At 60.6% G+C, this 26,335-nt stretch carries 30 protein-coding genes; 7 read left to right on the top strand and 23 right to left on the bottom strand.

Translation table 11 applies throughout. The annotated features are described in order from the left end of the window. Positions 1 to 58: 58 nt before the first annotated feature. The 6 genes from HY282_16425 to HY282_16450 all read right to left on the bottom strand — a co-directional run bounded on the left by HY282_16425 (position 59) and on the right by HY282_16450 (position 5,384). Entirely contained in the window at positions 59 to 493 is a 435-nt protein-coding gene (locus tag HY282_16425) for a helix-turn-helix transcriptional regulator (GenBank protein ID MBI3805336.1), read from the bottom strand. Between the two features lie 177 nt (positions 494 to 670). Then, entirely contained in the window at positions 671 to 2,248 is a 1,578-nt protein-coding gene (locus HY282_16430; GenBank protein ID MBI3805337.1) for a DHA2 family efflux MFS transporter permease subunit, read from the bottom strand. A gap of 28 nt (positions 2,249 to 2,276) precedes the next feature. Further along, positions 2,277 to 3,407 carry an HlyD family secretion protein gene (locus tag HY282_16435; GenBank protein MBI3805338.1) on the bottom strand — a complete coding sequence of 377 codons (1,131 nt, stop codon included), beginning with the start codon at positions 3,405 to 3,407 and terminating at the stop codon, positions 2,277 to 2,279. 100 nt (positions 3,408 to 3,507) lie between these two features. Beyond that, the gene (locus HY282_16440; GenBank protein ID MBI3805339.1) at positions 3,508 to 3,918 is read right to left on the bottom strand and encodes a hypothetical protein; all 411 of its coding nucleotides are present in this window, start codon (positions 3,916 to 3,918) and stop codon (positions 3,508 to 3,510) included. A 15-nt stretch (positions 3,919 to 3,933) separates the two neighbouring features. Then, positions 3,934 to 4,893, bottom strand: a complete 960-nt coding sequence (locus HY282_16445; GenBank protein ID MBI3805340.1) for an NADPH:quinone reductase — start codon at positions 4,891 to 4,893, stop codon at positions 3,934 to 3,936. Positions 4,894 to 4,937: 44 nt separating this feature from the next. Next, positions 4,938 to 5,384, bottom strand: coding sequence for a VOC family protein (locus HY282_16450; GenBank protein ID MBI3805341.1), 447 nt, complete (start codon positions 5,382 to 5,384; stop codon positions 4,938 to 4,940). A 333-nt stretch (positions 5,385 to 5,717) separates the two neighbouring features. Here HY282_16450 and HY282_16455 point away from each other — a divergent pair, with 333 nt between their 5' ends. Further along, the gene (locus tag HY282_16455; protein ID MBI3805342.1) at positions 5,718 to 6,434 is read left to right on the top strand and encodes a 5-formyltetrahydrofolate cyclo-ligase; all 717 of its coding nucleotides are present in this window, start codon (positions 5,718 to 5,720) and stop codon (positions 6,432 to 6,434) included. Further along, complete coding sequence (locus HY282_16460; GenBank protein MBI3805343.1) at positions 6,431 to 7,504, top strand: hypothetical protein; 1,074 nt, start codon at positions 6,431 to 6,433, stop codon at positions 7,502 to 7,504. Before HY282_16455 ends, HY282_16460 begins: the two co-directional genes overlap by 4 nt. Before the next feature lie 12 nt (positions 7,505 to 7,516). On the opposite strand, the gene HY282_16465 is transcribed toward HY282_16460, so the two are convergent. Further along, complete coding sequence (locus tag HY282_16465; protein MBI3805344.1) at positions 7,517 to 8,053, bottom strand: macro domain-containing protein; 537 nt, start codon at positions 8,051 to 8,053, stop codon at positions 7,517 to 7,519. A 153-nt stretch (positions 8,054 to 8,206) separates the two neighbouring features. Between HY282_16465 and HY282_16470 the strand changes: the two genes are divergently transcribed. Both HY282_16470 and HY282_16475 read left to right on the top strand, forming a co-directional pair. After that, positions 8,207 to 8,575, top strand: a complete 369-nt coding sequence (locus tag HY282_16470) for a hypothetical protein (GenBank protein MBI3805345.1) — start codon at positions 8,207 to 8,209, stop codon at positions 8,573 to 8,575. After that, entirely contained in the window at positions 8,556 to 9,191 is a 636-nt protein-coding gene (locus HY282_16475; protein MBI3805346.1) for a 2'-5' RNA ligase family protein, read from the top strand. The genes HY282_16470 and HY282_16475 overlap by 20 nt, the downstream gene beginning before the upstream one ends. A gap of 44 nt (positions 9,192 to 9,235) precedes the next feature. Here the strand turns inward: HY282_16475 and HY282_16480 are convergent, their stop codons facing one another. Further along, the gene (locus HY282_16480; GenBank protein MBI3805347.1) at positions 9,236 to 10,321 is read right to left on the bottom strand and encodes a saccharopine dehydrogenase NADP-binding domain-containing protein; all 1,086 of its coding nucleotides are present in this window, start codon (positions 10,319 to 10,321) and stop codon (positions 9,236 to 9,238) included. Positions 10,322 to 10,561: 240 nt separating this feature from the next. Between HY282_16480 and HY282_16485 the strand changes: the two genes are divergently transcribed. Continuing rightward, entirely contained in the window at positions 10,562 to 11,521 is a 960-nt protein-coding gene (locus HY282_16485; GenBank protein MBI3805348.1) for a carboxypeptidase regulatory-like domain-containing protein, read from the top strand. Positions 11,522 to 11,577: 56 nt separating this feature from the next. Here HY282_16485 and HY282_16490 read toward each other — a convergent pair whose 3' ends face one another. From HY282_16490 to HY282_16550, 13 genes are all read right to left on the bottom strand, one after another. Beyond that, positions 11,578 to 14,067 (bottom strand): EAL domain-containing protein, encoded by a 2,490-nt coding sequence (locus tag HY282_16490; GenBank protein ID MBI3805349.1) that lies wholly within the window; start codon positions 14,065 to 14,067, stop codon positions 11,578 to 11,580. Between the two features lie 44 nt (positions 14,068 to 14,111). Then, positions 14,112 to 14,567: a response regulator gene (locus HY282_16495; GenBank protein MBI3805350.1), complete on the bottom strand. Its 456-nt coding sequence runs from the start codon at positions 14,565 to 14,567 to the stop codon at positions 14,112 to 14,114. After that, on the bottom strand, positions 14,560 to 17,088 hold the full coding sequence (locus tag HY282_16500; GenBank protein MBI3805351.1) for a PAS domain S-box protein: 2,529 nt from the start codon (positions 17,086 to 17,088) through the stop codon (positions 14,560 to 14,562). Before HY282_16500 ends, HY282_16495 begins: the two co-directional genes overlap by 8 nt. A gap of 395 nt (positions 17,089 to 17,483) precedes the next feature. Continuing rightward, the gene (locus HY282_16505; GenBank protein MBI3805352.1) at positions 17,484 to 17,879 is read right to left on the bottom strand and encodes a DoxX family protein; all 396 of its coding nucleotides are present in this window, start codon (positions 17,877 to 17,879) and stop codon (positions 17,484 to 17,486) included. A 148-nt stretch (positions 17,880 to 18,027) separates the two neighbouring features. Then, positions 18,028 to 18,660, bottom strand: coding sequence for a PEGA domain-containing protein (locus tag HY282_16510; GenBank protein ID MBI3805353.1), 633 nt, complete (start codon positions 18,658 to 18,660; stop codon positions 18,028 to 18,030). A gap of 55 nt (positions 18,661 to 18,715) precedes the next feature. Then, positions 18,716 to 19,729 (bottom strand): hypothetical protein, encoded by a 1,014-nt coding sequence (locus HY282_16515; GenBank protein ID MBI3805354.1) that lies wholly within the window; start codon positions 19,727 to 19,729, stop codon positions 18,716 to 18,718. Positions 19,730 to 19,990: 261 nt separating this feature from the next. Next, positions 19,991 to 20,197 (bottom strand): cold-shock protein, encoded by a 207-nt coding sequence (locus HY282_16520; GenBank protein MBI3805355.1) that lies wholly within the window; start codon positions 20,195 to 20,197, stop codon positions 19,991 to 19,993. Positions 20,198 to 20,711: 514 nt separating this feature from the next. Continuing rightward, positions 20,712 to 21,059: a translation initiation factor Sui1 gene (locus HY282_16525; GenBank protein MBI3805356.1), complete on the bottom strand. Its 348-nt coding sequence runs from the start codon at positions 21,057 to 21,059 to the stop codon at positions 20,712 to 20,714. 23 nt (positions 21,060 to 21,082) lie between these two features. Further along, positions 21,083 to 21,322: a type II toxin-antitoxin system HicA family toxin gene (locus HY282_16530; protein MBI3805357.1), complete on the bottom strand. Its 240-nt coding sequence runs from the start codon at positions 21,320 to 21,322 to the stop codon at positions 21,083 to 21,085. Next, complete coding sequence (locus HY282_16535) at positions 21,315 to 21,545, bottom strand: type II toxin-antitoxin system HicB family antitoxin (GenBank protein MBI3805358.1); 231 nt, start codon at positions 21,543 to 21,545, stop codon at positions 21,315 to 21,317. Before HY282_16535 ends, HY282_16530 begins: the two co-directional genes overlap by 8 nt. Positions 21,546 to 21,811: 266 nt before the next feature. After that, complete coding sequence (locus HY282_16540) at positions 21,812 to 22,174, bottom strand: VOC family protein (GenBank protein ID MBI3805359.1); 363 nt, start codon at positions 22,172 to 22,174, stop codon at positions 21,812 to 21,814. Between the two features lie 63 nt (positions 22,175 to 22,237). Further along, entirely contained in the window at positions 22,238 to 22,513 is a 276-nt protein-coding gene (locus HY282_16545) for a hypothetical protein (protein MBI3805360.1), read from the bottom strand. Between the two features lie 48 nt (positions 22,514 to 22,561). Beyond that, positions 22,562 to 23,110 carry a YaeQ family protein gene (locus tag HY282_16550; protein MBI3805361.1) on the bottom strand — a complete coding sequence of 183 codons (549 nt, stop codon included), beginning with the start codon at positions 23,108 to 23,110 and terminating at the stop codon, positions 22,562 to 22,564. 204 nt (positions 23,111 to 23,314) lie between these two features. Between HY282_16550 and HY282_16555 the strand changes: the two genes are divergently transcribed. Continuing rightward, complete coding sequence (locus tag HY282_16555; protein MBI3805362.1) at positions 23,315 to 23,764, top strand: DUF2267 domain-containing protein; 450 nt, start codon at positions 23,315 to 23,317, stop codon at positions 23,762 to 23,764. 36 nt (positions 23,765 to 23,800) lie between these two features. On the opposite strand, the gene HY282_16560 is transcribed toward HY282_16555, so the two are convergent. Beyond that, positions 23,801 to 24,565, bottom strand: coding sequence for a 16S rRNA (uracil(1498)-N(3))-methyltransferase (locus HY282_16560; GenBank protein ID MBI3805363.1), 765 nt, complete (start codon positions 24,563 to 24,565; stop codon positions 23,801 to 23,803). 555 nt (positions 24,566 to 25,120) lie between these two features. Between HY282_16560 and HY282_16565 the strand changes: the two genes are divergently transcribed. Then, positions 25,121 to 25,864 (top strand): 2OG-Fe dioxygenase family protein, encoded by a 744-nt coding sequence (locus HY282_16565; protein MBI3805364.1) that lies wholly within the window; start codon positions 25,121 to 25,123, stop codon positions 25,862 to 25,864. A 103-nt stretch (positions 25,865 to 25,967) separates the two neighbouring features. Here HY282_16565 and HY282_16570 read toward each other — a convergent pair whose 3' ends face one another. After that, positions 25,968 to 26,246, bottom strand: a complete 279-nt coding sequence (locus HY282_16570; protein ID MBI3805365.1) for a hypothetical protein — start codon at positions 26,244 to 26,246, stop codon at positions 25,968 to 25,970. Positions 26,247 to 26,335: the final 89 nt, after the last annotated feature.

Here is a 26,335-nt window from a genome sequence, read left to right on the forward strand (position 1 = left end):
AGACCTTTTGTTCCGGTGAAAGAAAGCAGGATCGATCGGTTATTTTGGACGTGAGAGGTCAGATATGGAGGAGTACTCTGATGCTGTTCTTGGACGGGGCTGAACGCGTCTCTCTATAAAGGGTAGGAGTGGACCCCATCCATTTCTTAAATACTTTGCAGAAAACCTGTGGATCGCTGAAACCGCACTCGTAGCAAACCTCTTTAATATTTTTCAGAGAATCTCTCAGGAGAACACACGCCGCCTCAAGTCGCTTACGAAGAAGATAATCATGAAAGCGGATTCCCGTCTCGGCCTTAAATCGCCGGCCTAAATAATCGGGATGAATCCCCATGAGCAAAGCGACTTCTTTGAGGGTGAGACCTTGAGCGTAGTGGTGATTAATGTAGGCAAGGGTTTCAGCAATTTTCGAACCGAAAGATTTTTTCAGAATGTTCGATTGGATCGAAGCGACTACAAAGGTGATCGTTGGCCTTTGATGGCTGGGGGGCATCAGAGACTTCCTATTCCCGCTTCTTAATAACTCAATGAATGCCTCACACGGTATAGAATTGAATGATGTTTGTCAAGGAATACTTAGTCATTCTTCACCTCTGATCCACTTAAAAATATACCCTCGTCAGGGATCTATATCCTTCATGCTCGTATTATGCTGACAGGCAAACTCCTCTCAATGCATCGCCGGCGCCTTGCCTCGCTCGATCCGCTTTAGAAAGAATACCAGCGGGACGATTGCCAAGAAGAGCAGACCGAGCAGCCAGAAGTTGTCGATGTAGGCGAGCATCGTCGCCTGCTGGTCGACCATCCGGTAGAGAATCGCTTCGGCGCGGCGGGCGGCGTCGACGGCGCCGACGCCGGCGGAGATGAGCCGCGCCACGAGCCGTCCGAGGGCCGATTGGTAGCCGGGGTCGTATGGCGTGAGGTGGCTGACCAGCTGCGCCTGGTGGAACTGGGTCCGTTGCGCCAGGAAGGTGGTGACGATCGAGATCCCGAAGCTCGCCCCCATGTTGCGCGAGAGGTTGATCAGCGCCGACGCGTTGTTGTTCTTTCCCGGCGGAAGATAGGCGTAAGCGGCGGTGTTGATCGGCACGAAGAGAAAGGAGAGGCTAAACGCCTGGAAGCAGCGGGCCCACATCACCGTCTGAAAATCCATCTGGAGGCTAAACCGGGTCATGTAGAAAAGCGAAGCGGACTGCAGGACCAGGCCGACGAGGACCATCCATTTCGGCTGCACCTTCGAGACGAGAAGGCCGATGACCGGCATCATCACCATCACCACCAACGCCCCGAGCGAGAGGACCATCCCCGCCTGCTGCGCCGTATATCCCATTTGGGTCTGAAGCATCTGCGGAAGAAGGACCGAGCTGCCGAAGAGGACGAAGCCGATCATGAACATCAAGAGATTGGCGATGCCGAAGTTCGGTGTCCGCAGCAGCCTCAGATCGACCACCGGCCGTTTCTGCCGCAGCTCCCAAATAATGGCGACGGCAATCGCGACGAAGGCGATCACCCCCAAGGTCCGGATGAGGGGAGACTGGAACCAATCCTCCCGTTCTCCTTTGTCGAGCATGATCTGGAGGGCGCCGAAGCCGAGCGCGATCAGCCCGAGCCCGATATAGTCGATTCGAAATCCTTCTTTAAAGCCGACCGCTTTGGCATGCGGCGGATCGTGGACCAGCCGGGAGGTGAGGAAGAGGGAGAGGAGGCCGATCGGAATGTTGATGTAGAAGCACCACCGCCAATTGTAGTTGTCGGTGATCCAGCCGCCGAGCGTCGGGCCGATCGAAGGGGCGGAGAGCATCGCGATCCCGGCGACGGCGAAGGCCATCCCCCGTTTCGCCGCCGGGAAGGTATCGACCAAGATCGACTGCTCGCTCGGCTGCAGCCCGCCGCCGCCGAGCCCCTGCAGCACCCGGAAGAAGATCAGCCAGCCGAGGCTCGGAGCGAAGCCGCAAAGAAACGAGCTGGCGGTGAACAGCGCCACACAGCCCATGTAAAAGCGCTTCCGTCCGAAGACCGACGACATCCAGCCGCTGACCGGCAAGATGATCGCATTGGAGACGAGATAAGAGGTGAGGACCCAGGTGCTCTCATCGAGGCCGGCCGAGAGGCTGCCGGCGATGTGGGAGAGGGCGACATTGACGATCGTGGTGTCGAGGACCTCCATGAAGGTCGCCATCGTCACGACGATCGCGATGATCCAGGGGTTGCGCGCGGGCCGCGCCGCGGCGGCGCCGTCGCTGCTCATGGTCGGAGGGCCGGAGGGCCGGGGGGGCTCACCGCAGCCGCACCTCCGGCCGCACCGACATCCCCGGCGCGAGGAAAGCGCCGGCGTCGTTCGGCCCATCGAAGACGATCTTCACCGGAAAGCGCTGAACCACCTTTACGAAGTTGCCGGTGGCATTTTCAGGGGGGAGGAGGCTGAACCGCGCGCCGGAGCCGGCCTGAATGCTGTCGATATGGCCGTTGAAAATTTTTCCGGGATAGGCGTCGACGCGGATCTCCACCGGCTGGCCCGGCCGCATCCGGTTGAGCTGCGTCTCCTTGAAATTCGCCACCACCCAGACCTGCTTGGGAACGAGCGCCAAGAGCGCCTGCCCCGGCTGAACGTACATCCCCGGCTCCACGCTTCGGCGGGTGACCCGTCCTTCGTCGGGGGCGAAGATCCGGGTGTAGGTCAGCTCCAGGTCGGCTTGCTGAACCGCAACCACCGCCTGCTCAACCTCGGCTTGGGAGGTTTGAACTTGGGATTCCGCCGCGGCGACCTGCGCCTCCGCCCCCGCCGCCCGTCTGCGGGCGGCGACGAGCTGGGCGCGGCTCGTCTGAAAAGCGCTGTTCGCCTGATCGAGCTGCTGCTGGGAGACGAGCTCACCGAGCTGCTGAAGCCTTTTTAAATCGGTTTCCCGTAAATCGGCGGTCGTCTGGGCCACCTGGACCTCCGCCTGCGCCTGTCCGAGGTTCGCCCGCGCCACCGGCAGCTGCGTCTCCGCCTGCTTCAGCTTTCCCCGCGCGGCGACTTCTCCCGCGCGCGCCTGCGCCAGACGCACCTCGTAGTCGCGCGGGTCGATCGCGACGAGCCGATCTCCTTTTTTGACCTCCTGGTTGTCCCGCGCCGACACCTCGATCACATGTCCCGCGACCCTCGGGCTCACCTGGACAACATGCGCCTCGATGTAGGCATCATCGGTCGATTCGATCCCTCTGGAATGAAGATAATAGCGGAGGCCGAAGATCAGCGCGATCAGCACCACCAAGAAGAGGAGGATGAAACGGGGCCGCTGATAGGGAGGCCGGCGGGGCGCGCCGGAGATCGCTTCGGGCCGGACCGCCGCTCGCACCGGCGGCGGGCCCTCCGCTTCCGAACCGGGCCGATCGGGCTGCAACTCCTCATCTGCGCGTCTATTCACTGCCATCTCGTTACTGCCATTTCATTTATCTCATTTATCCCGCATCCGCCCTGAAACCCAACGTCGGCTCCGGACCGCCGGTCCGCGCCCGTTTTCGTGGCTATGAAAAGGTCCGAAGCGCATTGCGGAGGGTGGTGTGGCTGATCACGACGTCGGGGCTCGACTGAAGAAAGGCGAGGTACCGCTCGGAGGCGATCATCCCCTCGATCCGCTCCCGGAGACCGGCCATCCGGATCGGCTCCAGCGGCGCCTCCTCTTCGAGGAGCTCGTCCATCTCCACCATCACCTTCGACATCGGGCGGAGCCAAGAAAAAAAAGGATCTTCCATCAATAAACGGAGAAGCGCTCCGGGCCCGGCGATCGGTCCATGCTCCCGCTCATATTCGCTTTGAACGGTGCGGATCAGCAATTTATGAAGGGCGCGGAGCGCTTGATTCACCTCCAGCATCCGCTGCCGCGCCCGCGCGTCAAAGGCCGAACGCGCTCCATTCTCTTCCGGTATTCCTCCCACCCGACGCTCCCTCCTTCAAGGAATCAGAACAATTTTTCCGTAAGCCCCCGAGGCCATCACCGCCTGATGCGCCTGCGCCGCCTCGGACAGGGGAAGCCGCTGGCCGACCACCGGACGGAGCGTGCCGTTTTCCAGACCGGCCCCGAGCGCGGCATGGATGCTCGCCTGCTCCCGATCGGTCGCATTAAAGAGCATCACGCCGAGAATGTCGGCCTCCCGGCTCATCGCATCGCGCGGGTTGATCTCCACCGTCCCCCGGTTTCCAATCACCACCACCCGTCCCCGCTCCGCCAAGACCTTCAGATCTTCTCCGAGATTCACATTGGCCAACATCTCGAGAATGACATCGATGCCGCGCCCCTCGGTCAGCGCGAGCGCCTGCTTCAGATATCCCGGCGCATGATGATCGAGCAGGTGATGCGCCCCCTGCGCCGCCACCCGCTCCCGCCCCTTCGGGCTGCCGCCGGTGGCGAGGATGACCATCCCCGCCGCCCGGGCCAGCTGCACGGCGGCCAGTCCCACCCCGCCGGTGGCGCCGTGGACCAGCACCACCTCTCCGGGAACGGCCCGGGCCCGCTGGAAGAGGGCGCGATAGGCGGTGGCATAAGGGACCCCGATCGCCGCCCCCTGCTCGAACGTCACCTGCGCCGGCAGCGGATGAACCTGCGCTTCGGTGCAGAGCGCCGCCTCGGCATACGCGCCGGTCAACGTTCCTGAGGTATAGACCCGATCGCCGACCTTAAACCGATGGATTCCCTCCCCCGCCGCCTCGACGATCCCGGCGGCATCCGAGCCGGGGGTGTAGGGGACCTTCAGGTCGGGATTGGAGCCGGACCGGCGATAGGTATCGACCGGATTGACCCCGATTGCTTTGATCCGGACCCGCAGCTGTTGGGGACCGGGCCGAAGATCGGGCAGCATCTCCAGCTGGAGCACCTCCGGGCCGCCGAATTGATGAACTCGAATCGCCTTCATCTCTCCCTTATTTTCCTCTTTAGGCTCTTTGCGGATCGTTCACGCTACAGACGAAGCGGACGGACCGGGGCGAGGAATGCGTCCGGGCGCTCCCGCCAGACCTCCGGCTGCACGTCGATGTAGAGCTCGATCTCATTGCCGTCGGGATCGGCGATGTAGACGCTGTGGGTGACGCCATGGTCGGACATGCCGACGATCGGCACCCCGGAGCTCCGCAGCTGATCGATCGCTTTCCGGAGCTCATCATCGCTCTCCCCGACCTTCAGACCGAAGTGGTAGAGCCCCACGCGCGGGCCGTCGGGAATCGGCTCCGCCTCCGCGCCGACCTCGATCAGCAAGAGCTCATGATGGGTTCGACCCGAAGAAAATGCGACCGCCCAGCTCCCCATTGCGCCGATCTCCCGCCAGCCGAGGAGATCCCGGTAAAACTTTCGCGAGCGCTCCAGATCGCTCACATAGAGGACGACATGCCCCAGCTCTTTAATCTCCATGCAGAACCTCCTTCGCTTCTGATCGGGTTTTCCACCGACGCTCACCGGTCCGACAACCGATTCCGCTCGCCATACCTCCTTCAACAATAACTCAGGGGGCAATCTTGTTCAAGCGCGAAAAGAGGGGGTGAAACGACCGAGAGAGGCTTCGGGAAGATTGTTAAAAATTGGCGAATTAGTTTGATTTTTCAGAAGAGAGAATGGTATGCAGAAGGAAGGGCGCCGGATCGGATGGCGTCGGGTCCATTGCAGCGGGATCGAATCCGTCCCTTTGATTCTGAAGGAATCCGGTCAACGCAGGCAGACACCTTCTTAAAGGAATCCCGGAGAACAATGTCTCTACAGGAGAAGAAACAAGCGATCCGGGAGAAAGTGTGGAATCTCCTTGAAGCGAAGGAGGCGGCCCGCTTTCCAGGCGCGCAGGGGCGGATTCCGAACTTTGTCGGGGCGGAGCGCTGCGCCGCACATCTCGATCAGCTGAAGGTCTGGCAGGCGGCACGGGTCATCAAGATCAATCCCGATGCGCCCCAACGGGCGATCCGCTACAAGGCGCTCCGGGACGGAAAACGTCTCTACATGGCGGTGCCGCGGCTGCGCCGGCTGGAGTGCTTCATCGAGCTTGACTCCGATCGGATCGGTGAGAAGAAATGGTGGGAAGCCTCCAGCATCGTCGGGGCCGGCCACTGGGGTCGGACAGTAACGGTCGAAGAGATGGAGCCGATCGACCTCATTTTTTGCGGATCGGTTGCGGTGAGCCGGGACGGCGGGCGGATCGGAAAGGGGGAGGGCTACTCCGACCTCGAGTATGCGTTGGCGACCGAGGCGGGGAAGGTCCGGCCCGACACGCCGATCGTCACCAGCGTCCATCCGCTCCAGATCTTGGATCGCACCTTCCCCTGGGCGGAGCACGACATCCCAGTCGATTTCATCCTCACGCCGAGGAAGGTCATCGTCTGCCGCAGCCGCTACCCGCGGCCGAAGGGGGTCGAGTGGGATCTGTTGACCGAGGAGAAAATCGAGGCGATTCCGGCGCTGAAGGAGAAGCGATGAGGCGCCCTCTATTTAGACCGACACCCGCCGGACCGACCCGCCGCGGCCTGATCGGACTGCTCTTTCTCTTTTTGCTTTTTTTGCTCTTTTTGCTTCTGTCCGTCGCGGTGAAACCCGATCCGATCGGGCGTGCCCTCGCGCAGGCCCCCTCGTTCCAGCCGCTCCTTCTGGCGTTCGACCCGACCCAAGACCGGCTCTTTGCAACGACGGTCGGCGACGACCGGCGCGGCTCGCAGCTCCTCGTCTTCCCGCAGCCGGGCAAAAAGGGAACCCGCCCCGGCGCTTCGCTCGACCTCGCCAACGTCGTTTCCGGACTCTGGTATGATCCCGACGCGAAGAGCCTTTTTGTCTCCGACGCCACCGACCATGCGCTGCTGATCTTTGATCGGTTCGATCCCCGCTCCACGACCCGCGCCAGCCGGGTCCTCCGGCGGTTTAACTTCCCGACCGGCATCTACGCCGACCGCGGCCGTCTCTTTGTCGCAGACGCCCACCCCGGCGCCCTGCTGGTCTTCGAGAAATCGAAGGAGATCGAGGGGGAGCGCCGTCCCGACCGGACGATCGGCCCGGAGAAGAGCGGCCTCAACGGCCCCTTCGCCATGGCGGCCGATCTCGACCGGCGGCGCCTCTATGTGTCGAACTTCGACGGGGTGCTGATCTTTCACCTCGACGACCTCACCGCGCCGCCCGAGCGCGTTCCCCTCCCGAAGGGGACGCTTGCCCGCGGCCTTGCGTTCGATCCCCGCGCGAAGCGCCTCTATATCGCGGCGCCGATGCTCCGCTCCTATTTCGTCTATGACGGAGAGCGGTTGGAGCAACTCCGGATTCAGGGAGCGACCGGCGCCTTTCCCTTTTCCATCGCGGTCGATTCCGAAGGCAACCGGCTCTACCTGGCGGGGGTCGCCGCCGAAATCGGGGTGATTGAAGCGGCGAGCGGCGGCCCGGGGGGAAGAGAGCGGACGATCGATCGGTGGATTCGGTGGGGTGAGGAGTCGCCCCCGGCCGACGCGCCCGAACCGGCGCCGGGCGGTCCGGGTTTTGTGCGGCAAGATCGCCGGACCCCTTCTTGAGGATTTAAAAGATCATTCGCCCGATATAATAGACAAGGCCTTTTCGTGGATGTCGAGGTCTGGGTCGGAAAAGAGAACGAACCGGATCTGCTGAACCGATTGAAGCGTGGGGATCTTCTCTTGGATCGTCCGAAAGGCGACCTCCGCCGCCGCCTTCATCGGATAGCCGAAAATGCCGGTGGAGATCGCGGGAAAGGCGATCGCGGCGATCTGATGCGCCTCGGCGAGATCGAGCGCGCGCGAATAACACCGGGCCAACAGCGCCGCTTCCGGTTTGTCTCTTCCATAAACGGGACCGAGGCAATGAATGACATACCGGTTCGGCAGTCGATGTCCGCCGGTGATCACAGCCTCCCCGGGGCGAATCGGCGCCAGCGGCCGGCCCTCTTCCGCCAGCCCCGGACCGGCCGCCCGATGGATCGCCCCCGCAACGCCGCCCCCCATCGTCAGCTCGGCATTTGCCGCATTCACGATCGCCGCAACATCGGGCTGGGCGGCGATGTTCCCTTTGATGCACTCGACCGTCACACCGGAAAGAACCCGCTTCATCGCTCCGCCTCCTCCTTTGAATGCTTTTAAACGATCCCTTTTGGCAAGACCGTTCCATGAAAATGGAGCGCGCAGGCCATCACGGCCGGTCCCTTGCTTTGGACCCTCTTCCTCTTTATGATGATCGCTTCATCTACGTGGAGGAGAAGACGCATGCCTTACATCGCACCCCATGCCAGAACCGAGTTTGATCCTTTAATCGACGCGCTCGCCCGGCGGATCGCCCTCCAGGCCGAAGCCGATGGACAGGACGGCGCCTTTGCCGGCTCGCTCAACTATTGCTGCACGCGGCTCGCGCTTCAGGTGGTCCGGCTCCGGTTCGGGAAGATGCGCTACTGGCTCATCGCCCTGATCACCGGGACCTTCCAGAATATCTCCGAGGAGTTCTATCGCCGCGTGGCGATTCCCTATGAGGAGAAGCAGATCGAGAAGAACGGCGATGTCGATCTCTACCGGCACTTTGTCGACGAGATGGGAGATAACCTCCGTCCAGGAGCCGGCCGTGACCCGGATCGCGTGTGACATCGTTCTGCTTCCCCCCCGAGAGATCGCGGAGGCGGCCCTTCGGCTCAATCGGGCGCTGCTCGGACGCTTTGATCCGAAGATCGTGCTGAATCAAAACGACTGTCTGCCGCATCTCTCCCTCGCGATGGGGGCGCTCCGGGAAGAGGCGCTCCCCGCCGCGGCCGACCTCTTGGCGGAGGTGGCATCGCACTTTCCGCCGATCTCCCTCACCGTCACCGGGATCGAAGCCGGGGGGATCGCAACCGGCGAGCCGGTCTCCAGCTTGAAGATCGAGCGGACCCCTTCGCTCCAAGCGCTGCACGAGACGGTCCTCCGCCGGATGAAACCCCTTTTCCTAGAGGCGGCGGCGGACGATTTCATCGGCTTTCCCGAGGTCCAACAGACGAGCGTCGACTGGGTCAACCGCTACGCCGCGGCCGCCGCCTATGACCGCTTCTCCCCCCACATCACCCTCGGCGTCGGGACGCTCGAACCGGACATCCTGCCGCTGCCGCCGCCGGGAATCGCCACCCGGCTGGCCCTCTGCCACCTCGGCAATTACTGCACCTGCCGGAAAATCCTTTTCGAAATTGAACTCCCCGGAGAAACCGCGCAATCCCGCGCAATCCGATAGAAGATCAGACGCGATCGGTCTCCCCGGAACGGTCACCCTAACGATCACCCTATATCACCCGATAGATGATCGATCAATTTGGTTCCGGGGATCTGCAGGACGAAGCCGGAGCCAAAGGCGCCGGCGGGGGTACAGGCGCCGTGGCAGACGGCGGCCGGCGGCCGGTCGAGCAGCCGCTCCACCGAATGAACCGCCGACATCGCGGTGAAGTCGTACGCCTCCGCCGTCGTGAGCCACGCTTCGGCGGCATTCCCTTTTTCATCCGACGCCCGCGCCCAGAGGGCCGACCGTCCCAGTCGCCGCGCGTCGGCGTCCGGCCCTTTGATCACGGCGTGCGCCACGCGCGCCGCCATCCGCCGGATCGCATCGGTCGCCAGGAGCCGTTCGAGGAGCGGCCCGGTCCAACGCATCAGGCGGATCACCGGCGCGGGAAGGGCCAGATAAGTTGTGATGTTCGGAATGCCGGTCGTCCAGTAGGCGGCGGCCAGCTCGCCGAGGCTCGCCGGCGCCACTGTCCGGATCCCGCCGGGAAATCGAATCCGCCGCGTCCCCTCGCCCGTCGGCAGGGCCGTCAGTCCGCCGTCGCGGCGGACCCGTGTTCCGCGCGGGAGCTGCTGCAGCATCGTCTTCGCCGTTCCGGGACTGACACCGGTCAGCGCCGCGACGGCAAGCTCCAACCGGGTCGCCCCCGGCACCTTTTCGAAGACATACCTTGCAAGACAATCTCCCGGAACGACATCGAACCCCGCCCCCGGCAGCAGCGTGATGCCGCGCTGCTTCGCCTCCGGATCGCGGGCGAAGAGCGCCTCGAAGACCCCAATCTCGCCCGTGATGTCGACATAGTGCGTCCCCCCGGCGAGACACGCCTCGGCCATCGGGCCGCTCGTCTCGACAAACGGCCCCGCCGCGTTGAGCACGAGGGAGCATTCGGCCACCGCTTTGGCCAATGTGGTTTGGTCTGTTAACTCAAGAACGAGCGGATCGAGTCCGAACCGCTTTGCAAGGGGGATCAGCCGTGTGGCCGACCGGCCCGCCACCACCGGCCGATGTCCGCGCCGGACCGCCTCCGCGGTCATCAGCGCTCCGGAATAGCCATAGGCCCCATAAATCATCCACCGTTTCTCCGGCATCGCCGCCTCCCTCTTTTATGACGCAAACCCTCAGGGCGCCACCTGATTCACTTTGATTATAGATCGGAGAGACTTGAAGAAGGAAGAGCGCTATGCTGTAATATTGGAAAGGGAAGCAGAGACTCCCGGCGGGCATTCCGGCCGCTTAGATCGCGCAAAAGGGCGATTTTCTGGGCTTCTCTTTAGATGAATTTCGCGGTTGACAGCTTAACCTAAACCCTTCATTATTATAGAGAGAGCATGGCGCTGATGAAGAAGCAAATCGACATTTTCAAATGGACCCTCCTCATCCTTCTCTGCCTGGTGGTGAGCCCCGTCTTTGCTTATGACACCGCCCCGGTAGAACAAGGGGGAACGATCACCGGGAAGGCGGTCCTCAGCGGTCCGATTCCCGAACCCCGCACTTTTCCGATGGTGCTTTATCCGTTCGGCGACTTTTGCAAGAAGATCTCCGACGGACAGGGGCTCGTCCTCCTCAAAGAATTCAATGTCGACCCCGCCGGGGGACTCCAAGATGTGGTCGTCGCCGTCCAGAATGTGACGGGCGGAAAAGGATTTCGCTCCAACGAAAACAAGCTCGTCACGGTCAATTGTATGTTTCACCCCTCCGAGGTCACGGAGGACGAGCAGTTCGATACAAAAGACGGAAATCTGATTCACATCCATCCCTTGGTCAGCGTCATGCGGAACCACCATCTCCTCTCGGTGGTCAATCGCGACCCGGTGATCCACGATGCGCAGATCTATCAAAAAGAGACCGGTCATCGGGTGGTCCGCTTTCCGATTCCGGTCACCAACCGGCCCAACCGCGGCTGGGTCGATCTCGACGCCGGAAAAAAGATCGCCCAGATTATCTGCGGCATGCACGAATATATGCAGACCTGGGTCTGGGTCGTCGACAATCCCTATTTTGACAAGACAACCCGAACCGGAGAGTTTTCCATCGACCGGCTCCCCCCGGGGACCTATAAGGTAACCGCGTGGCACCCCCACATGAAGCCGATCGAGAAGACGGTGACCGTGCCGCCCAACGGCCAGGTGGAGCTCAACTTCGAGTTTGACGCCCGCCAGGTGATCCGACCGATTTATGAGACGCAGGAGGCATTCCGTATCCCCCCGGAGATGGAACAGAATCTCGACATCTTCGGATGTGAGGGCCCTTACTGCGTCAAAGGCGAGCATCACCATCACGAGGATTAAAAAGCCCCGTAAATCGCCGCCCCTCTATTTTCCGTGCGTTTTTGAATAGACTGGATTTAGGCGGGTGACTGCCCTTTCTTAAATCCCCACGGCGACCGGTTGAGCCAGAAAGAGAGCTCCTCCGGGGGAAGGGGCCGGCTGATATAATAGCCCTGGAGCTCATCACATCCGAGGCGGGATAACTGCTCCCAGAGGGTTTCATTTTCGACCCCTTCCGCGATGACCTTTAATCCCAAATTATGCGCCAGATCGATCGTCGAGCGGACGATGACCGCATCGTTCTCATCGGTCGCCATGCCGAGGACGAACGATTTATCGATCTTGATTTCGTCGACCGGCAGCCGCTTTAAATAGGCGAGCGAGGAGTAGCCGGTCCCGAAGTCATCGATCGAAAGCCCCACCCCCCTTTCGCTCAGCCGGGTCAGCACCTCCCTCGCCAAATTCGGATCGGCCATGATGGCGCTCTCGGTAATCTCCAGCATCAGACGGCCCGGCGCGACCTCGTTGCGTTGAAGCGCCTCCAAGACCCGCTCCACCAATCGCGACTCCTGGAGATTTCGGGTCGAGAGGTTGACGGAGATTCCGATCTCCATCCCCGACCGGCTCCAGAGACGGCACTGCCGAAGCGCCGCTTCCAAGACCCACTGGGTGAGCGGCCGGATCAGTCCGGTCTTCTCGGCCGACCCGATGAATTGATCGGGAGGAATAAACCCCTGTTCCGGATGTTGCCATCGGACCAATGCCTCGACCCCGATCACCCGCTGCGTCTTGAGATCGATCTTCGGCTGAAAATGAAGCCGCAGCTGCTCCTGATCGATCGCGTTGCGCAGCTCTCCCATCAAGGCGAGACGACGATGGCTGTGTGGGTCATATTGGGCGTCATAGAGGAGATGGCTGCGGCCGCGTTGCTTCGCCATATACATGGCGACATCGGCCCGCTGCAGCAGGCTCTCCGGATTCTCGCCATGATCGGGGTAGAGGGCGATGCCGATGCTCGCCTCTACGGCAATCGGAAGTCCTTCGATGATGAGCGGAGCGGCCAGCGCGTCTTGGATCTGTTGGACGACCCTGTAAACCTCCTCCGCCGTCGCGATCTCCGGGAGAAGGATGGCAAATTCATCCCCGCCGAGCCGCGCAACCAGATTGGGCTCGAAAAGCACCCCCTTGAGGCGCGCCCCCACCTCATGAAGGAGAATATCCCCCCGATGGTGTCCCAGGGTGTCATTGATCTCTTTGAAGCGATCCAAGTCCATCAGGAGCAGAAAGAACGGCTTGCCTCGATGCGCATCGGTCCGGAGGGTATTCAGGATCCGATCATAGAGGTTGTTGCGATTCGGGAGGCCGGTCAGCGTATCGTAAAAGGCCATATGCTGAATCAGCTCTTCCGCCTGTCGCCGCTCGGTGATGTCTTGGGTCACCCCGATCATTCGGATCACCCGGCCGCCGCCGTCCCGATAGGCCTGGCCCTGCGTCTCCAGCCACCGGACCTCGCCGTCCGATCGAACAATCCGAAAATCATTCCGGTAGGGGACGTTTCCTTGAACCGAGCGGTCGAGGACCTCCTGAAATTTTTTTCGGTCCTCGGGATGAACCCGCTCCAAGAACGATGCATAGCGGGTCTCCGAGACCGGCCACTCGGGACCATACATCTCCTGATGGTGCCCGCTTCGGATCAGCCGGCCGGTCCGAACATCCCAGTCCCAGGTGTACATCCGGGCCGCATTGATCGCCATCCGAAGCCGCTCTTCACTCTCCTTCAGCGCGAGCCCCGCCTCCCTCCGCTCGGTGATATCCCGGGCATTGATGATGCCGATCGCGGCGCCGGAAGGGTCAAGATGGGCTCTCCCCATCGATTCGAGGACGCGCCAGGATCCGTCCCGGTGCCGAAAACGGAATTCGATCAATACAGTTTTCTCCGGCGCCTGCGCCCCTTGCGTGATGCCGGCCATCAGCAAAGAGAGGTCGTCGGGAGGAACATACTGAAAGAGGTTTTTCCCCGCCAGCTCCCCCTGCCGATAGCCCAAGATCCGCTCGATCGACGGGCTGTCATAGAGGATCAGCCCCTTCATATCGATGACGGTGATCAGGTCCGATGAATTCTCGATCAACGACTGGAAATATTCCTCCTTCTGGTGCAGCGTCTTCTCCGCCTGCGCATGGTCCCGGCGCAGGGCGACCTCCCGCAGCTCCCGATCGATCGCCGGAAGCAGGCGCTTCATGTTTCCTTTCATGACGTAATCTTTTGCCCCGCTCTTCATCGCCTCGACCGCCCTCTTTTCGGCGATCGTGCCGGAGACAAAAATAAAGGGGAGGTCGATCCCCCGCTCCTTCAATAGCTTCAGCGCGGCCACGCCGTTGAAGTGGGGCATCGAGTAATCGCCGAACGCGATGTCCCACGCCTGGCGGTCGAGGGCCGCGTTGAGTCCGTCGGCCGTACAGACCCGCTCACAGGCCGGCTCATACCCGCCGCGACGCAGCTCCGCAATCAACAGCTCGGCATCTTCCGCCGAATCTTCAACGATCAACACCCGAAGTGGTTTTTTCATTCCCCTTCTCTCGCCTTCAACAGATAAACGACTCACTACCAGGCTTACTTCGTCTTTTTGATGCTTCCCGGCGGCCGCTCGTTTAAAAGGGCCCAGAAGATGCCGAGCTGTTTCACCGCCTTGATGAATTCTTGAAAAGCGACCGGCTTGACGACATAGGCATTCACGCCGAGCTTATAGCTCTCGGCCAGATCGGGCTCCTCCCGCGAGGAGGTCAGCATCACAACCGGAATCGTTTTCAGCGCCTCGTCTCCCTTGATTGTCCTTAATACCTCCAATCCATTGACCTTCGGCATTTTGATATCGAGGAGAATCACGGCCGGATTTCCGGCCGCCCGCGCCTTAAATGCTTCGCGATAATACAGATAGTCCAATGCCTCGGCGCCGTCCCGGGCGACCACCACCTCGTTGGCCAAATTATACTCGGAAAGCGCTTCCAGCGTCAGCTCGACATCTTCGAGGTTGTCCTCGACCAGCAAGATGCTCTTGAAATCACCCATCCCTTTTCTCCTCCCCCCTTGGCCCCCTCGGCAATGAAAAGTAAAAGACGGCGCCGCGATCGAGTTGCCCCTCGGCCCAGGTCCGCCCGCCATGGCGGTGAATGATCCGACGGATGTTCGCCAGCCCGATCCCGGTTCCCTCAAATTCTTCCGCACGATGCAACCGTTGAAAGACCCCGAAGAGCTTCCCGGCATACTGCGGGTCGAATCCGACCCCATTGTCTCGGACAAAAAAGAGGTGCTCTTTCGGATCGACGCGGCCGCCGATCTCAATTTCCGCGCGAGCGCGGGTCCGGCTGTATTTCACCGCATTGCTGATCAGATTGACCCAGACCTGCCGCAACATCGCCGGATCTCCGGCCACCTTGGAGAGCGTCTCGATTTTCCAGACGATCTCCCGATCTCCGATCTCGGGCTGCAGCTCTTTGGCCACCTCCCGAATCATCGCATTGAAATCGACCCTTCCGATCCGCATCTCGGTCTTCGCCATCCGTGAGAAGACGAGGAGATCGTCGATCAGGTTCCCCATTTTTTTGGAGGAGTGGACGATGGTGTTCAGGTAATGCCGGCTTTTCTCATCGAGCGCAAGCCCTTGGTGTTCTTTCAGCAGCTCGACGAATCCATTGATATGGCGCAACGGCGCCCGCAGATCGTGCGAGACCGAATAGCTGAACGCCTCCAGCTCTTTGTTGGCCGCCTCCAGCTGTGCGGTCAGCTTACCCCGCTCCGCTTCCGTCCGCTTCCGGTCGGTGATGTCGCGGATCGCGCTGATGGTCCATCTCCCCTCTTCCGTCTCCAGCGGACTGAGACTGATCTCGACGGGAAACTCGATGCCGTCGCTTCGCCGCCCATAGAGCTCCAGCCCCGCCCCCATCGCACGCACCCCGGCCTCTCTGAAGTAGCCGGCCCGGTGATCCGGATGTTGCCGATGGAAACGCTCCGGCACCAGGATCTCGACCGGCTGGCCCAGCAACGCCTTCCGGTTGTAGCCGAAGATCCGCTCGGTCTGGGCGTTGACGACCATAATGAGCCCGTTGCGGTTAACGATGACGATGGCATCGGGCGCCGATTCCAGCAATCCGCGAAACTTCGACTCCGCCTGTTTGCGCTCGGTGATGTCTTCCGAGATGCCCAAAAGATAGAGCGGCTTCCCCTCCCGATCGTGGATCGGGATCTTTTTGGTATGGAGCGTCCGCGTCCCGAGGTGGCGGGTTTCAATCGGCTCTTCCGGAATATCGACCAGCCTCCCCTCCGTTAATACCTGCCGATCTTTGGCGATGAAAAAGTCGGCCTGCGCTTTGGGGAAAAAATCATAATCGTTCTTGCCGATCAGGTCGTCCCGGGAATAGCCGAGGAGCGCCTCCCCCTCCCGATTAAATTGCACGAACCGGAGATCGCGCGCCTCTTTGACGAAAATCATCGCCGGAATGTTTTCGATAATTGAATTTAAAAAGGCATCCTTCCGACGTAATTCCTCTTCCTCCCGTTTGCGCCCGGTGACATCCCGAAAAACGACGACCCCGCCGCGAAGCGCCCCGGCCGCATCTCTCAACGGCCGGCCCGTCACGCTCAGCCAGACCCCCTCGGGGGCTTTCGCGTTACGCAAGAACTGCTCATCGGCATCGACCGATTCGCCGCGAATCGCGCGGGCCAGCGGGAGCCGGTCGGGAGGATAAGGGGTGACTTGATCGGGCAAAAAGACCCCGTACCGCTCCGACCACGCTTCCACGCCGACCTCCAATTTTCCAAGCTCGATGATCTTCTCCGCGGCGGGATTCCAACTGACGAAGCGGCCGTCCAAGCCGGCGACCACGACCCCTTCTCCAATGCTCGCCTGGATCGATTGGAGGAGATCGGTCTGTTTTGCCAGCCCCTCCTCCGCGCGCCGCCGCTCCGACATCTCTCGATTCAGGAGATAGAAAACAGTGCAGAAAATCGTGAGACCGATCACCCCGTCGAGCCACAAGAACTGCATTGTCTTTTGGGCCTGGACCGCGGACTCTTCCTCTCGGGTTTTCAACAGGAGATTCTCTTCCCCCTTCATCTCGGCGATGATCCGCCGGATGGCATCCATCTCCTCTTTCCCTTGCCGCATCTGCGCCGACTGATCGGGGGTCAAAAATCCCTGGCTCTTTCGCAATGCAATCAGCGCTTTGAAGCGATTTTCCTTTTGGGCAATCAGCGGCGCAAGGAGGTCGAACCGCTTTTGCTGGTTCGGATTGTCTGCGGTGAGTCTTCTGACGCTCTGGAAGGCCCGATCAACTTGGGAGACCGCCGCGTGATAGGGCTCCAGGAAGATCTCATCTCCGGTAATGAGGTATCCCCGCTCCCCGGTCTCGGCATCCTTCAGGGTGGAGAAAAGCGCTTCGATCTGCTCCAGAACCTGTCGGGTATGCGAGACCCACTCGGCCGTTGCGCTCAACCGGACCGTGCTGCGATGGGAGACGGCGGTGGTGACGATGAAGATCAGGACGGTCAGTCCCAATCCAATGTTGATTCGCCTTTGGTTCGAAGGCTTCATCTATTGATACATTCTCGCGCGATACGTTCTCACGACACGTTCTCGCTCGGGACGCGTTCTGATTGATCGGTTCGTCTATTGCGCTCGGCCTCTTCTTGAGATCGTTCCAGAAAGAGGAGATCGGAACCGAGGCTCATAAAGTCTTTCGGCAGAGACGTAGAGATATCGTAAAGGATTTTAAAAAAGGGCCAATACAGAGATTTAACGAGAAGCAAGCCGCGCGGCCTTTTGAGAGACGGCCTCACACTCGGCTGAAACGGAGAGCCTCTCCGGAGAAAGTATACCGGTGGATCGCTTCACCGGCAAGCGAGAATTGCACCGGGTCACCGCGCCAAAGAGGTCGAAAGGGGATTCTTCAAGGTCGGTTGATGGAAAGGGAATGGCCGCCGCTTCGTCTACTCCCGGCGCAGCGCCGCATCGACACTCCAGAGGCCGCCGCCGGCGGCGGAGATGTATAAAAAGACGAAGCAGTAAAGGGCGGCGAGCTCTCCGTGGTTGATGATCGGAAAAAGCGCCTGCGTTCCATGCATCATCCAATAGGCCGCCGCCATCAGCCCGCTGCAGAGGAATGCCGCCCCATGGGTGAAGAGGCCGATCATCACCAGCGTCCCGCCGATCAGCTCGATCGGACCGGCAATCGCCACGATGAATCCGGGAAGCCCCGCCGGCGCCGCGACCGGAAAGCCGAGCAACTTCTGGCTGCCATGCCACAAAAAGAGAAGTCCGACGGCGATCCGCATCAAGGCATAGGTTTGGGGCGCAAACGATTTCATGAACATCGATCCCTCCATTGAAGGTTGCGGGGGCAGCCCCAAAGGGAGGATAAGGGATCAACCGCTTTCTGTCAATCGGGCCGCCGCAGGCCGATCCATTTCTGACACCCTCCGAAGCGGCGCAACCCACCACAGCCGGCGCATTCGGCTCTCTCATTCAAATGCCTTAATGAAGGCGGGCTTCCAAAGCGTGGTAGAAGTCGACCCCATCCTCTTGAGAGAGGAGCGCTGGGGCCGCGTCTCGGAGCCGTTGGAGAAAAGCGTCATACCGCTCCGGCCGCCGGCGGATCTGATAATAGGCCGAGAGGTACGCTCCTCCTCCCCGGGCAATCTCCTCTTTAAACCGGTGGTGGTTCGAGATGACGAAAGCGGCCCGGCTTCTCCGGTGGTCCTCCAGAAGGTTTGACCGCTTCTCTTCCGGCTCGAGGTCAATGTAGTAGGAATTAGGATCGTACTTCGTCATCGCCCCCGTCATCGCGTCGATGCCCCAGCTGGTCGCTCCGCCGGTGGTGGTAAAAAACCCAAAATTAAAGAGCGCCACCGGCTCCACCGTCCGCATCAACGGAAGCTCCTTTGTTTTGTACCCTTCCTTCCGGATATTGAGATTTTTCTGCTCGAAGGTACTCCGCTTAAAGGTGCGGGTCAGCGGCGTCGTCCCAAGCGGCTCGACCCCAAGATAGACCTCGGCCCCCGGCGGCTCGGTTTTAATCGTGACGGTATCTTCCCTTTGGGAAAACATCGTCGCACAGCCAGCAAATAAGAAGAAAAACAATAAGACGAAAGCGATCAATCGATCCATCCCCATCTCCTGTCAAAAAGGGATTAAAAATCGGCAACAAAACCCTCGACCTCTTTTAAACCGTATACCGGCTGCCGTCGAAGACCGTCTCTCCATCGATCTCAACCCGCTCCACCGCCGCAAAAACATCGACATGAAATTTCCCGCTTTTCGGAAAACCGGGCTTGGTATAAAGGGAGTGCTTCGCGCCAAGCGAGAGGTGGATTCCGAGCATCCGCTCATACGCGCCGATGTCGCTCAGCCGCCGGGTGCGGGTCAGCGCACGGTTCATCCCAAAGCCGAGCTCGCGCACCCAGACCGTCCGCTCCTCGGCGCGGATCCGATCCAACACGGCCTGAAACGCCGGGGGCGCCTCGGGCGCCTCGACCAGGATTCCTTCTTGAATCGTGACGGAGAAGGGTTCCTCCGGCGCGTGGACGGTAAAGTCGGTGTCTCCGAAGGCGAAGATCTTGAGCGCGCCGTTCACCCGCCGGACCTCCTTCGGCTCGGAGAAGACCTCTCCGATCGGGAACTGCCCCCCGGTATTTTTCATCTCCCGGTAATCGCCGATGTTCATCTTGGCGGTCTCAAAGGAGGAGTCGTAAACCAGCGCGGTCCCCGGGCAGATCACGTCGATCCGGGCCGCCCGATCGATCCGTCTTTTCAACGCCGGTCCGACCGACCGGTAATAGTCCGGATCATACGCCAGCGCGTCGATGTAGGTCGCAAGCTCCCCTTCCGGAATCCGCCCGAGATGCGGATGCTCGATCACCTTCAACCCCCGGCTGAAGAGCTCGACCCGAAACCGGAATTCATTCAGGCGAAAGCTGGTCGATTGAATCAGCGCCACCAGCGCCTTCGGCGGCAGCGCATTCACCGCGGCCAAGATCTCGCTCGCCGTGACCTGGTCGAAATTCAGCACCGCGGCATTCGGCAGCGCCGCCCGATAGGCGTCCGCAAGGAGCTTCGACAAATCCGACTGTGCATCGAAGACCAAGAGGGCGGCAGCCTCGGGCGGGTGCGCTAAGGCGAGGGTCAGGGTGTCCCGAACGTGGGCGTCGGCGCGCGCAAGCAGTGAAGCATCGGTCATCGGGTCCCTCTCTCCTGAATCCTTTTTACGCCGGCGGATGGCGCGAGTGCTTTGTCTGATTCCATCCTTCGGAACGTCGATCTTTCTTCTTTCAATCTTCCGCCGAGCGCTTGAGAGTATATCTCTTTTCGTGGCGCGCTTCCAGCCGGGGATCGGACGATTCGGGGGGCGATTCAGCGGAAAGAAAAGCCGATCAAAATAAAACTGCCCCGACCGGAGCAGGTCCGGGTCGGGGCAGTTTTCGTGCAAAAGAAATTCCGCTTAGGAAATCAGTCTCACGTTGGTGGCTTGAGGGCCCTTCTGGCCTTGGGTCACCTCGAATTCGACTTCATTTCCCTCTTCGAGGGATTTGTAGCCTTCTCCCGCGATGGCGGAAAAGTGGACGAACACATCCGCTTCGCCGTCGTTGCGCGTGATAAATCCGTAACCCTTGCTGCCATTGAACCACTTCACTTTGCCATTGATCATTTGTGTTTCTCCATATGGTTTGTTTGAGCCCACTGCCACAACGTGTGTGAAATAAAAAAAGCCGCCGTCCTTTGAGAGGGCTGCGGCTTTCACTTACTTTGATGCACCATCTACAATGAGCTGTCTGAACTATACAGGGATCTAAAAATAAAGTCAACCTGGATTTATAAGAATTTTCAGCTCCCCCTTCTCATTTGTATGAAGCGACAAAAAAAGGTATAGTGGAGCATACTTTCACAGGAGAAAGGTCAATCATCGATATGGATAGAGAAGAGCGGCTTAGAAAAAACTGGGGCAACAAACCTTGCAATCATTCCGAAATTCAAAGAGAAAAACACGATCTCGGCGGCGCAACCGGCGACTATGTCTGTGTTCAGTGCGGGAAGGTCTTCATGGAAGGGGAAGAGTGGGAGCGAAAAAAATCCAATGAGGGAAGGGCCGATCACCCAGGAAGTTAAACCTATTTTGTTTCAATCCCCGTTTCACATTCTCATTCTCATTGCGTTCCCTTGAGTTATCCGCCGGCGCGTTTAACCGTATAGCCTTTCTGCCGGAGGGCCGCTTCCACCGCGTCGCGGTGATCGCCTTGAATTTCGATGATCCCCTCCTTAACGGTCCCGCCGCTCCCGCACGCCTGCTTCAGCGCCTTCGCCAAGGTTTTGAGCCCCTCCGGGTGAAGCGGCACCCCCGTAATCAGGGTGACCCCTTTCCCCTTGCGACCTTGGGTCTCCCGCGAAACCCGGACAATGCCGTCCCCTTTCGGCGCCGTCTGCTTTTGGCGGCAGCGGCATTTCGCAATCGGCGCGCCGCAATCGGGACACATCTTTCCCTGCTCGGTGGAGTAGACGATTCCGGAGGTCATGCTTAGCCCCTATCGGACCTGCTTCATGAAAAGAATTTGGGATGGAGTTGCTCTTCTGGTATAAATCGGGACGCCTGCCGGATAATCGCACGAAGCGTTCCGACATCGAGTTCCCGGTGCTTCGGAATGGTGAGGGTCTGATGACCGGAGGAGATCATCCGACGAAGTTTAACATGACTTCCACGTTGGGCTTGGACCATGAAACCAAATTGGACAAAAGTTGCAATCACCTCTTCGCCGGAGAGTCGCTTCAACTTAGGCATGAAGCGATTCCAGCTCCATCGTCATAATCAGTGTCGGATGCGGCGCGAGCCCCAACTCGGTCAGATTCTCCCCTTCAAGGTGCAGTTCGACGGCTTCTTGGAGATTCCGAACGGTTTCGTCCAGTGTCTTGCCCTGCGTCACGACTGGAATCTCAACACATTCGGCAACGTAGTGCGATTCGCTCTTTCGAACAATCGCTTTAATGGTATGTTGAAGATTCATCATTCCCCCTTTTTATCAAAGAATAGGTGAAGGACAGAAGCAAGTCAAGCCTCAGCGGCCGCCTAAAGCGGTCCAGACCGGTGACAGTCTCTCTTCCCCTTTATTATTTTGCAAAAACAATTCAGGGGATTCGGCTCGACAAAAGCGATGTAACCCAAAAAGATCAGGTCGGCCGCCATTTCTACACCGAAGAGGGATCGATCTCTTCATGATCTCCACGCTCTACGGTTGCAATCCTAGAAACAATTCGACGGAAGGGGGGCCGCCTAGGACGAATGAAACGCGATCCGGTTTCCTTCGCTGTCGTCGACGACGGCGCGGAATCCGTGCGGCGCGATCGACTTCTTCGGCTCGACCACCTTTCCGCCGTTCGGCGCCACCGCCGCCACCGCCGCGTCGAGGCGGCCTTGGACATTGAGGTAGATCCGGGGGCCGGAGAGAGACGGTTTGTTCTCGTCGGCGACATAGAGACAGGCGCCGACCTCCCCCTCCCCGAACGGCAACAGCCCGAGCGATATCTCCCCCAAGGTTGCTTTTTTGACCGGCGCGCCGAGGACGGCGGCGTAAAACCGGATCGCCCGATCGAGATCTTTGACCGGAATATCACACCAGACAATTTGATGCGCCATCGCATCCTCCTTTTTTATTCGAACGACCGGGCCCCTTTTCCTTCAGGCGATCCGCCGGTTTTTCTACCGCGACGCCGGATCTTTTTCGGCCTGCTTCTTTTCAAATGCGGCGGCGCAGGCGGGGCCGCAGAAATAGTGGGTCACCCCGTCTCTTCGGACCGCCTGCGCGGCGGTCCTGGAAACGTACGTAAGACAATGGGGGTCTTGCACCAGCGTGTCGCTCGAGCCGGCCGGCTTGGACTTCCCCGCCGCGCGGCGGTGCCAAAAGTTTCCGGAGATCCGGCCCAACAGAAAGGTGATGGCGGTGAGCAGCAGAAAAATAAAAATCAAACGGGGCATTCTCGGCGTCCTCGTCTATTTGAATTTAGGTTGAGGGATCGGAATGAATCAGCGTTCGGCGCCCTTGAGCGCCGTTAACGCCAGCTGCACGGCGCCTTTCCCGTCCCCGATAAAAATCTCCCCTTCTTGAATCGTGCATTGCAGCTGCATCGTCCGTTGCGCCAGCTTCTCCAGGGCGCGGCTCCCCTCCAACGGGAGATTCATCACCGCCAGGTTCTTCAGCCGTTCGAGGGTCGACCGGTTCTGCTCCCACCACCGCTCCGCGATCCGGCCGCCATAGGTGTAGAGAAATACCTGTTCGGCGCGGCCGCACGCCTGGCGGATTTTTTTCTCATCAGGTTGGCCGACCTCGATCCAACGCTCGATGACGCCGGTCAAATCCTTCCGCCAAAGATCGGGCTCCTCTTCGGCGCTCAGCCCCCGGCCGAACGACAACGCGTCGTCCGCATGCAGCACAAACGCCAGGAGACGAACCATCATCCGCTCGTCGGTCTCGGACGGGTGGCGGGCGAGGGTGATCGCATGGTCGTGATAGTAGTGGCGATCGACATCGGCGATCTGGAGGGTCGCTTTAAAAATGGTGGCGTTCGAGGCCATGCGCTCATCACTCCATTAATGGGAAAAGCGATTATACTCCTCCCGGTCGAAACAGGGAAGAGCGCTCCGGCAACCTCCTTGCTTTTGAGCTACTTAAATCGAAGGGGTCCAACGCGGTCTCTCACTCATCCCTCCCGGTTATTGACTCCGGAGCCCGAGTGCGCCTATACAGAACCAAGGGATCTTTTCGTGAGGAGGAGGGCGATGAGCATAACAGGTCTGGATGTTTTCGACAGGACGGTGCAGAAAACCAACCACTGGCTCCACCGTCTCGGCGCGCTGCTCGGCTGGGAAGACCGGCACCAGAGCTATCTTGCTTTGAGAGCCACGCTGCAGGCGCTGCGCGACCGGCTGACGGTGGAGGAGGGGGCGCAGCTCAGCGCACAGCTTCCGATGCTGATCCGCGGCTTTTACTACGAAGGGTGGGACCCTGCCCATACGCCGCAGAAGGTGAGGAATCGAGCGGAATTCCTCGCCCGGATCGATCAGCAATTCAAAGCGGACGACGCGGTCGACCCCGAGCAGGTGGTCCGCGCCGTCTTCACCCTCCTTGAAAACTGCATCACCGCGGGCGAGATCAAAGATGTGAAGAGCGTCTTGCCGGCCGAAATCCGCGACCTTTGGCCGGACGCGCCGCGCGCACGCGCCGCGTAAAGGTTCGGCGTCGTTCCTCGCTGCCTCCCCCGCCCTTCATTCTCCCTGCATCGCATCCATTGCACCCATTGCATCCATCGCATTATGGATCAGTGCCAGGAGCGCGACGCAGGCGGTGTCGGTGCGCAGCGTCCGGGGCCCCATGCCGACCGGCTGGAACCGATGCTTCTTCAGCAGCTCTCTCTCGAAATCGTTCCACCCCCCCTCCGGCCCGACCGCCAGCAAAATCGGTCCTTCCCTCGCCGCCCGCACCGCCGCGCTCGCCGGCTGCGCCGCCGCAGGATCGGCCATCAGACGGAGTCCATTTTTAAAGAGGCGGTCGAGGCTATCTTCAACCAGCACCCGGAACTGCCGATGGATCGACACGGCCGGCAGCCGGGTGTCGCGCGCCTGCTGCAGCCCTTCAATCAAGAGCGGCCGGTAGACGTCCGGCGCGAGCCAGTGGGTGTCGAAGTAGTTGCGCTCCACCCGCCCCGCGTTCGTCAGGAGGATCTGCCCGACGCCGAGGGCGGCGACCTGGGCCCAGATCCGCCGCATCACCTTCGGCCGGGGAAGCGCCAGGAGCAGGTCGACCCGCGGCCGGGGCGGAACGGCTCCGTCGAAGGCGCAACGCAGTCGAACGGTCCCCTCGCCGACCGACTGCACGGTGCCGACGCCGCACGGACCGTCGAGGAGCCCGACCCGCACCCCCTCTCCCGACACGACCTTCAGGACATTGAGCAGATGCGCGGCGCGGGGCCCCGACAGGGTCACCTCGCCGGAATCGCCGACTTCACTCCGCTCCAGAATAATGAGATTCATCAAAACCCTTCCGTAGGATATCTGCTTGCAAGGCGAGCGCTTCGCCCCTTGCCGCATCTGAGCAGCCATCCCGATCTTGCCGCTCTCCATTCGGACACGGAGAGCGATTATACCCCTCCTGCCGGAAGGAGGAAAGAAGGAAGATCCGCTCGCCCCCTCCGGTCAAGAACCGTCCTAATCTAGTGTTCTTTGTGTTTGAATTAAAAAGGGGCGTAAGCGCCTGCGCGTCAAGGGCGCACCACGCCCCCCCCACCCTGCCGCGTTTTATATCAGACGTCCCATCGACCGAATCAGGTCACCTGTCGAAGCACCATCCGCGGTGCCCTCCCGCGCGTGGTGCAAGTTGTGACCGTAAGGGGGGAGCCGGGGGGGATCTCTCCCCCCGGCTGCACGGGGAGGCCGGAGGGGGCCGGGCAGTCGGCCCCCACGGTGGGGGGTGGGGTAAAACCCCACGAACTTAGGCAGCCATTGATTTCGATCGCATTTGGGGGTATCCTCTTGCTCCGTCCGCTGTGCAATTTCTTTTTTTGCGAGGCTCCGCTCCCGAGATCAACCATGCCGACCACGATTCTCTCTCCCCCCTTTTCACCCCCCGACCAGCTGCCGAAGGCGCTGCGCGCCCACGGCTATGCCGTCCTCCCCCCCGCCGGCGTCTGCGCGCTCGCACGCTGTCAGCCCGCGGACTTGGAAGCGCTCCAGCCGAGCTGGAACGACCTGCCGTTCGATGCCTACCTGAAAGACAGCGGCCGCTATCGGCGCCGGCGGCACGCCTCTTTTGTCGTCGACGGCATCGACGTCAAGCAGGTGCCCCACCGGGCGCATTGGCAGCCGCTCGACTACAATGCCCTGCATGGCGGGATGAAGCGGCTCTTCGAGCCGATCGCGCCGGCGACCGTCGCGGCGCCGGTCTGGGCGCCGCTGCTTCAGGCGATCGGTCAGATCTGCTCAGAGATGAAAAATCCGCAGCCCTGGTATGTCGAGGCGCACCAGTTCCGGATCGACACGGCGCACGGCATCGGCCGGCCGACGCCGGAAGGGGCGCACCGCGATGGGGTCGATTTTGTAGCGATCTTTTTGGTGGGGCGGGTGAATATCAAAGGGGGGGAGAGCCGGATCTTCGAAGCGGCCGGCTCGAACGGCAAGCGGTTTACGCTCACGGAGCCCTGGACGCTGCTGCTCCTAGACGACACGCGGGTAATACACGAATCGACGCCGATTCTCCCGACGGCGGAGGGGGGCTATCGGGATACGTTGGTCCTGACCTATCGGGCCGGCGGGTTCCAGGAAGAGGGGTCGTGATCGACCTCCTTGGGAGCCAGTTGGGAGCCGGTCGGAACGACCGCTTTTCATCCGGCTTGGTCTTCATGGGATGTTCGAAACGCTCGGGACCGGCCGATCCTCCTCAGCCGAGGTAGCCTTTCTTCGAGGGATCATAGACGAGCGCGCCGTCGCGGACCAGCTCAATCAAATATTCATCGACCAGCTTGTTGAAATTTTTCTGCTTGGCCGCGCGCTCGAACGGCAGGAGGTCCGGCGCCTCGCTCCGGTAGCAGAGGGGAATCAACGGATGTTCCTGCAGCGCCGCGCGAATCGCGTCGCGGGAAAGGGCCTCGCCCCCGCGCCGAACCAGCTCGACAATAAAACTTTTTACTTCGTCTAAACGTTCCGCTTCTGGATGCATCAGCCGACCCCTTTTTATTTCCGCGAGTATACCATGAAGCCGTCAGCGGTGTCAGCGCCGAACGGTTCATCCCGTCGCCTCGCCTTTCT

This window comes from Candidatus Manganitrophaceae bacterium, assembly GCA_016200325.1.
In the GTDB taxonomy this organism is placed as follows: domain Bacteria; phylum Nitrospirota; class Nitrospiria; order SBBL01; family Manganitrophaceae; genus Manganitrophus.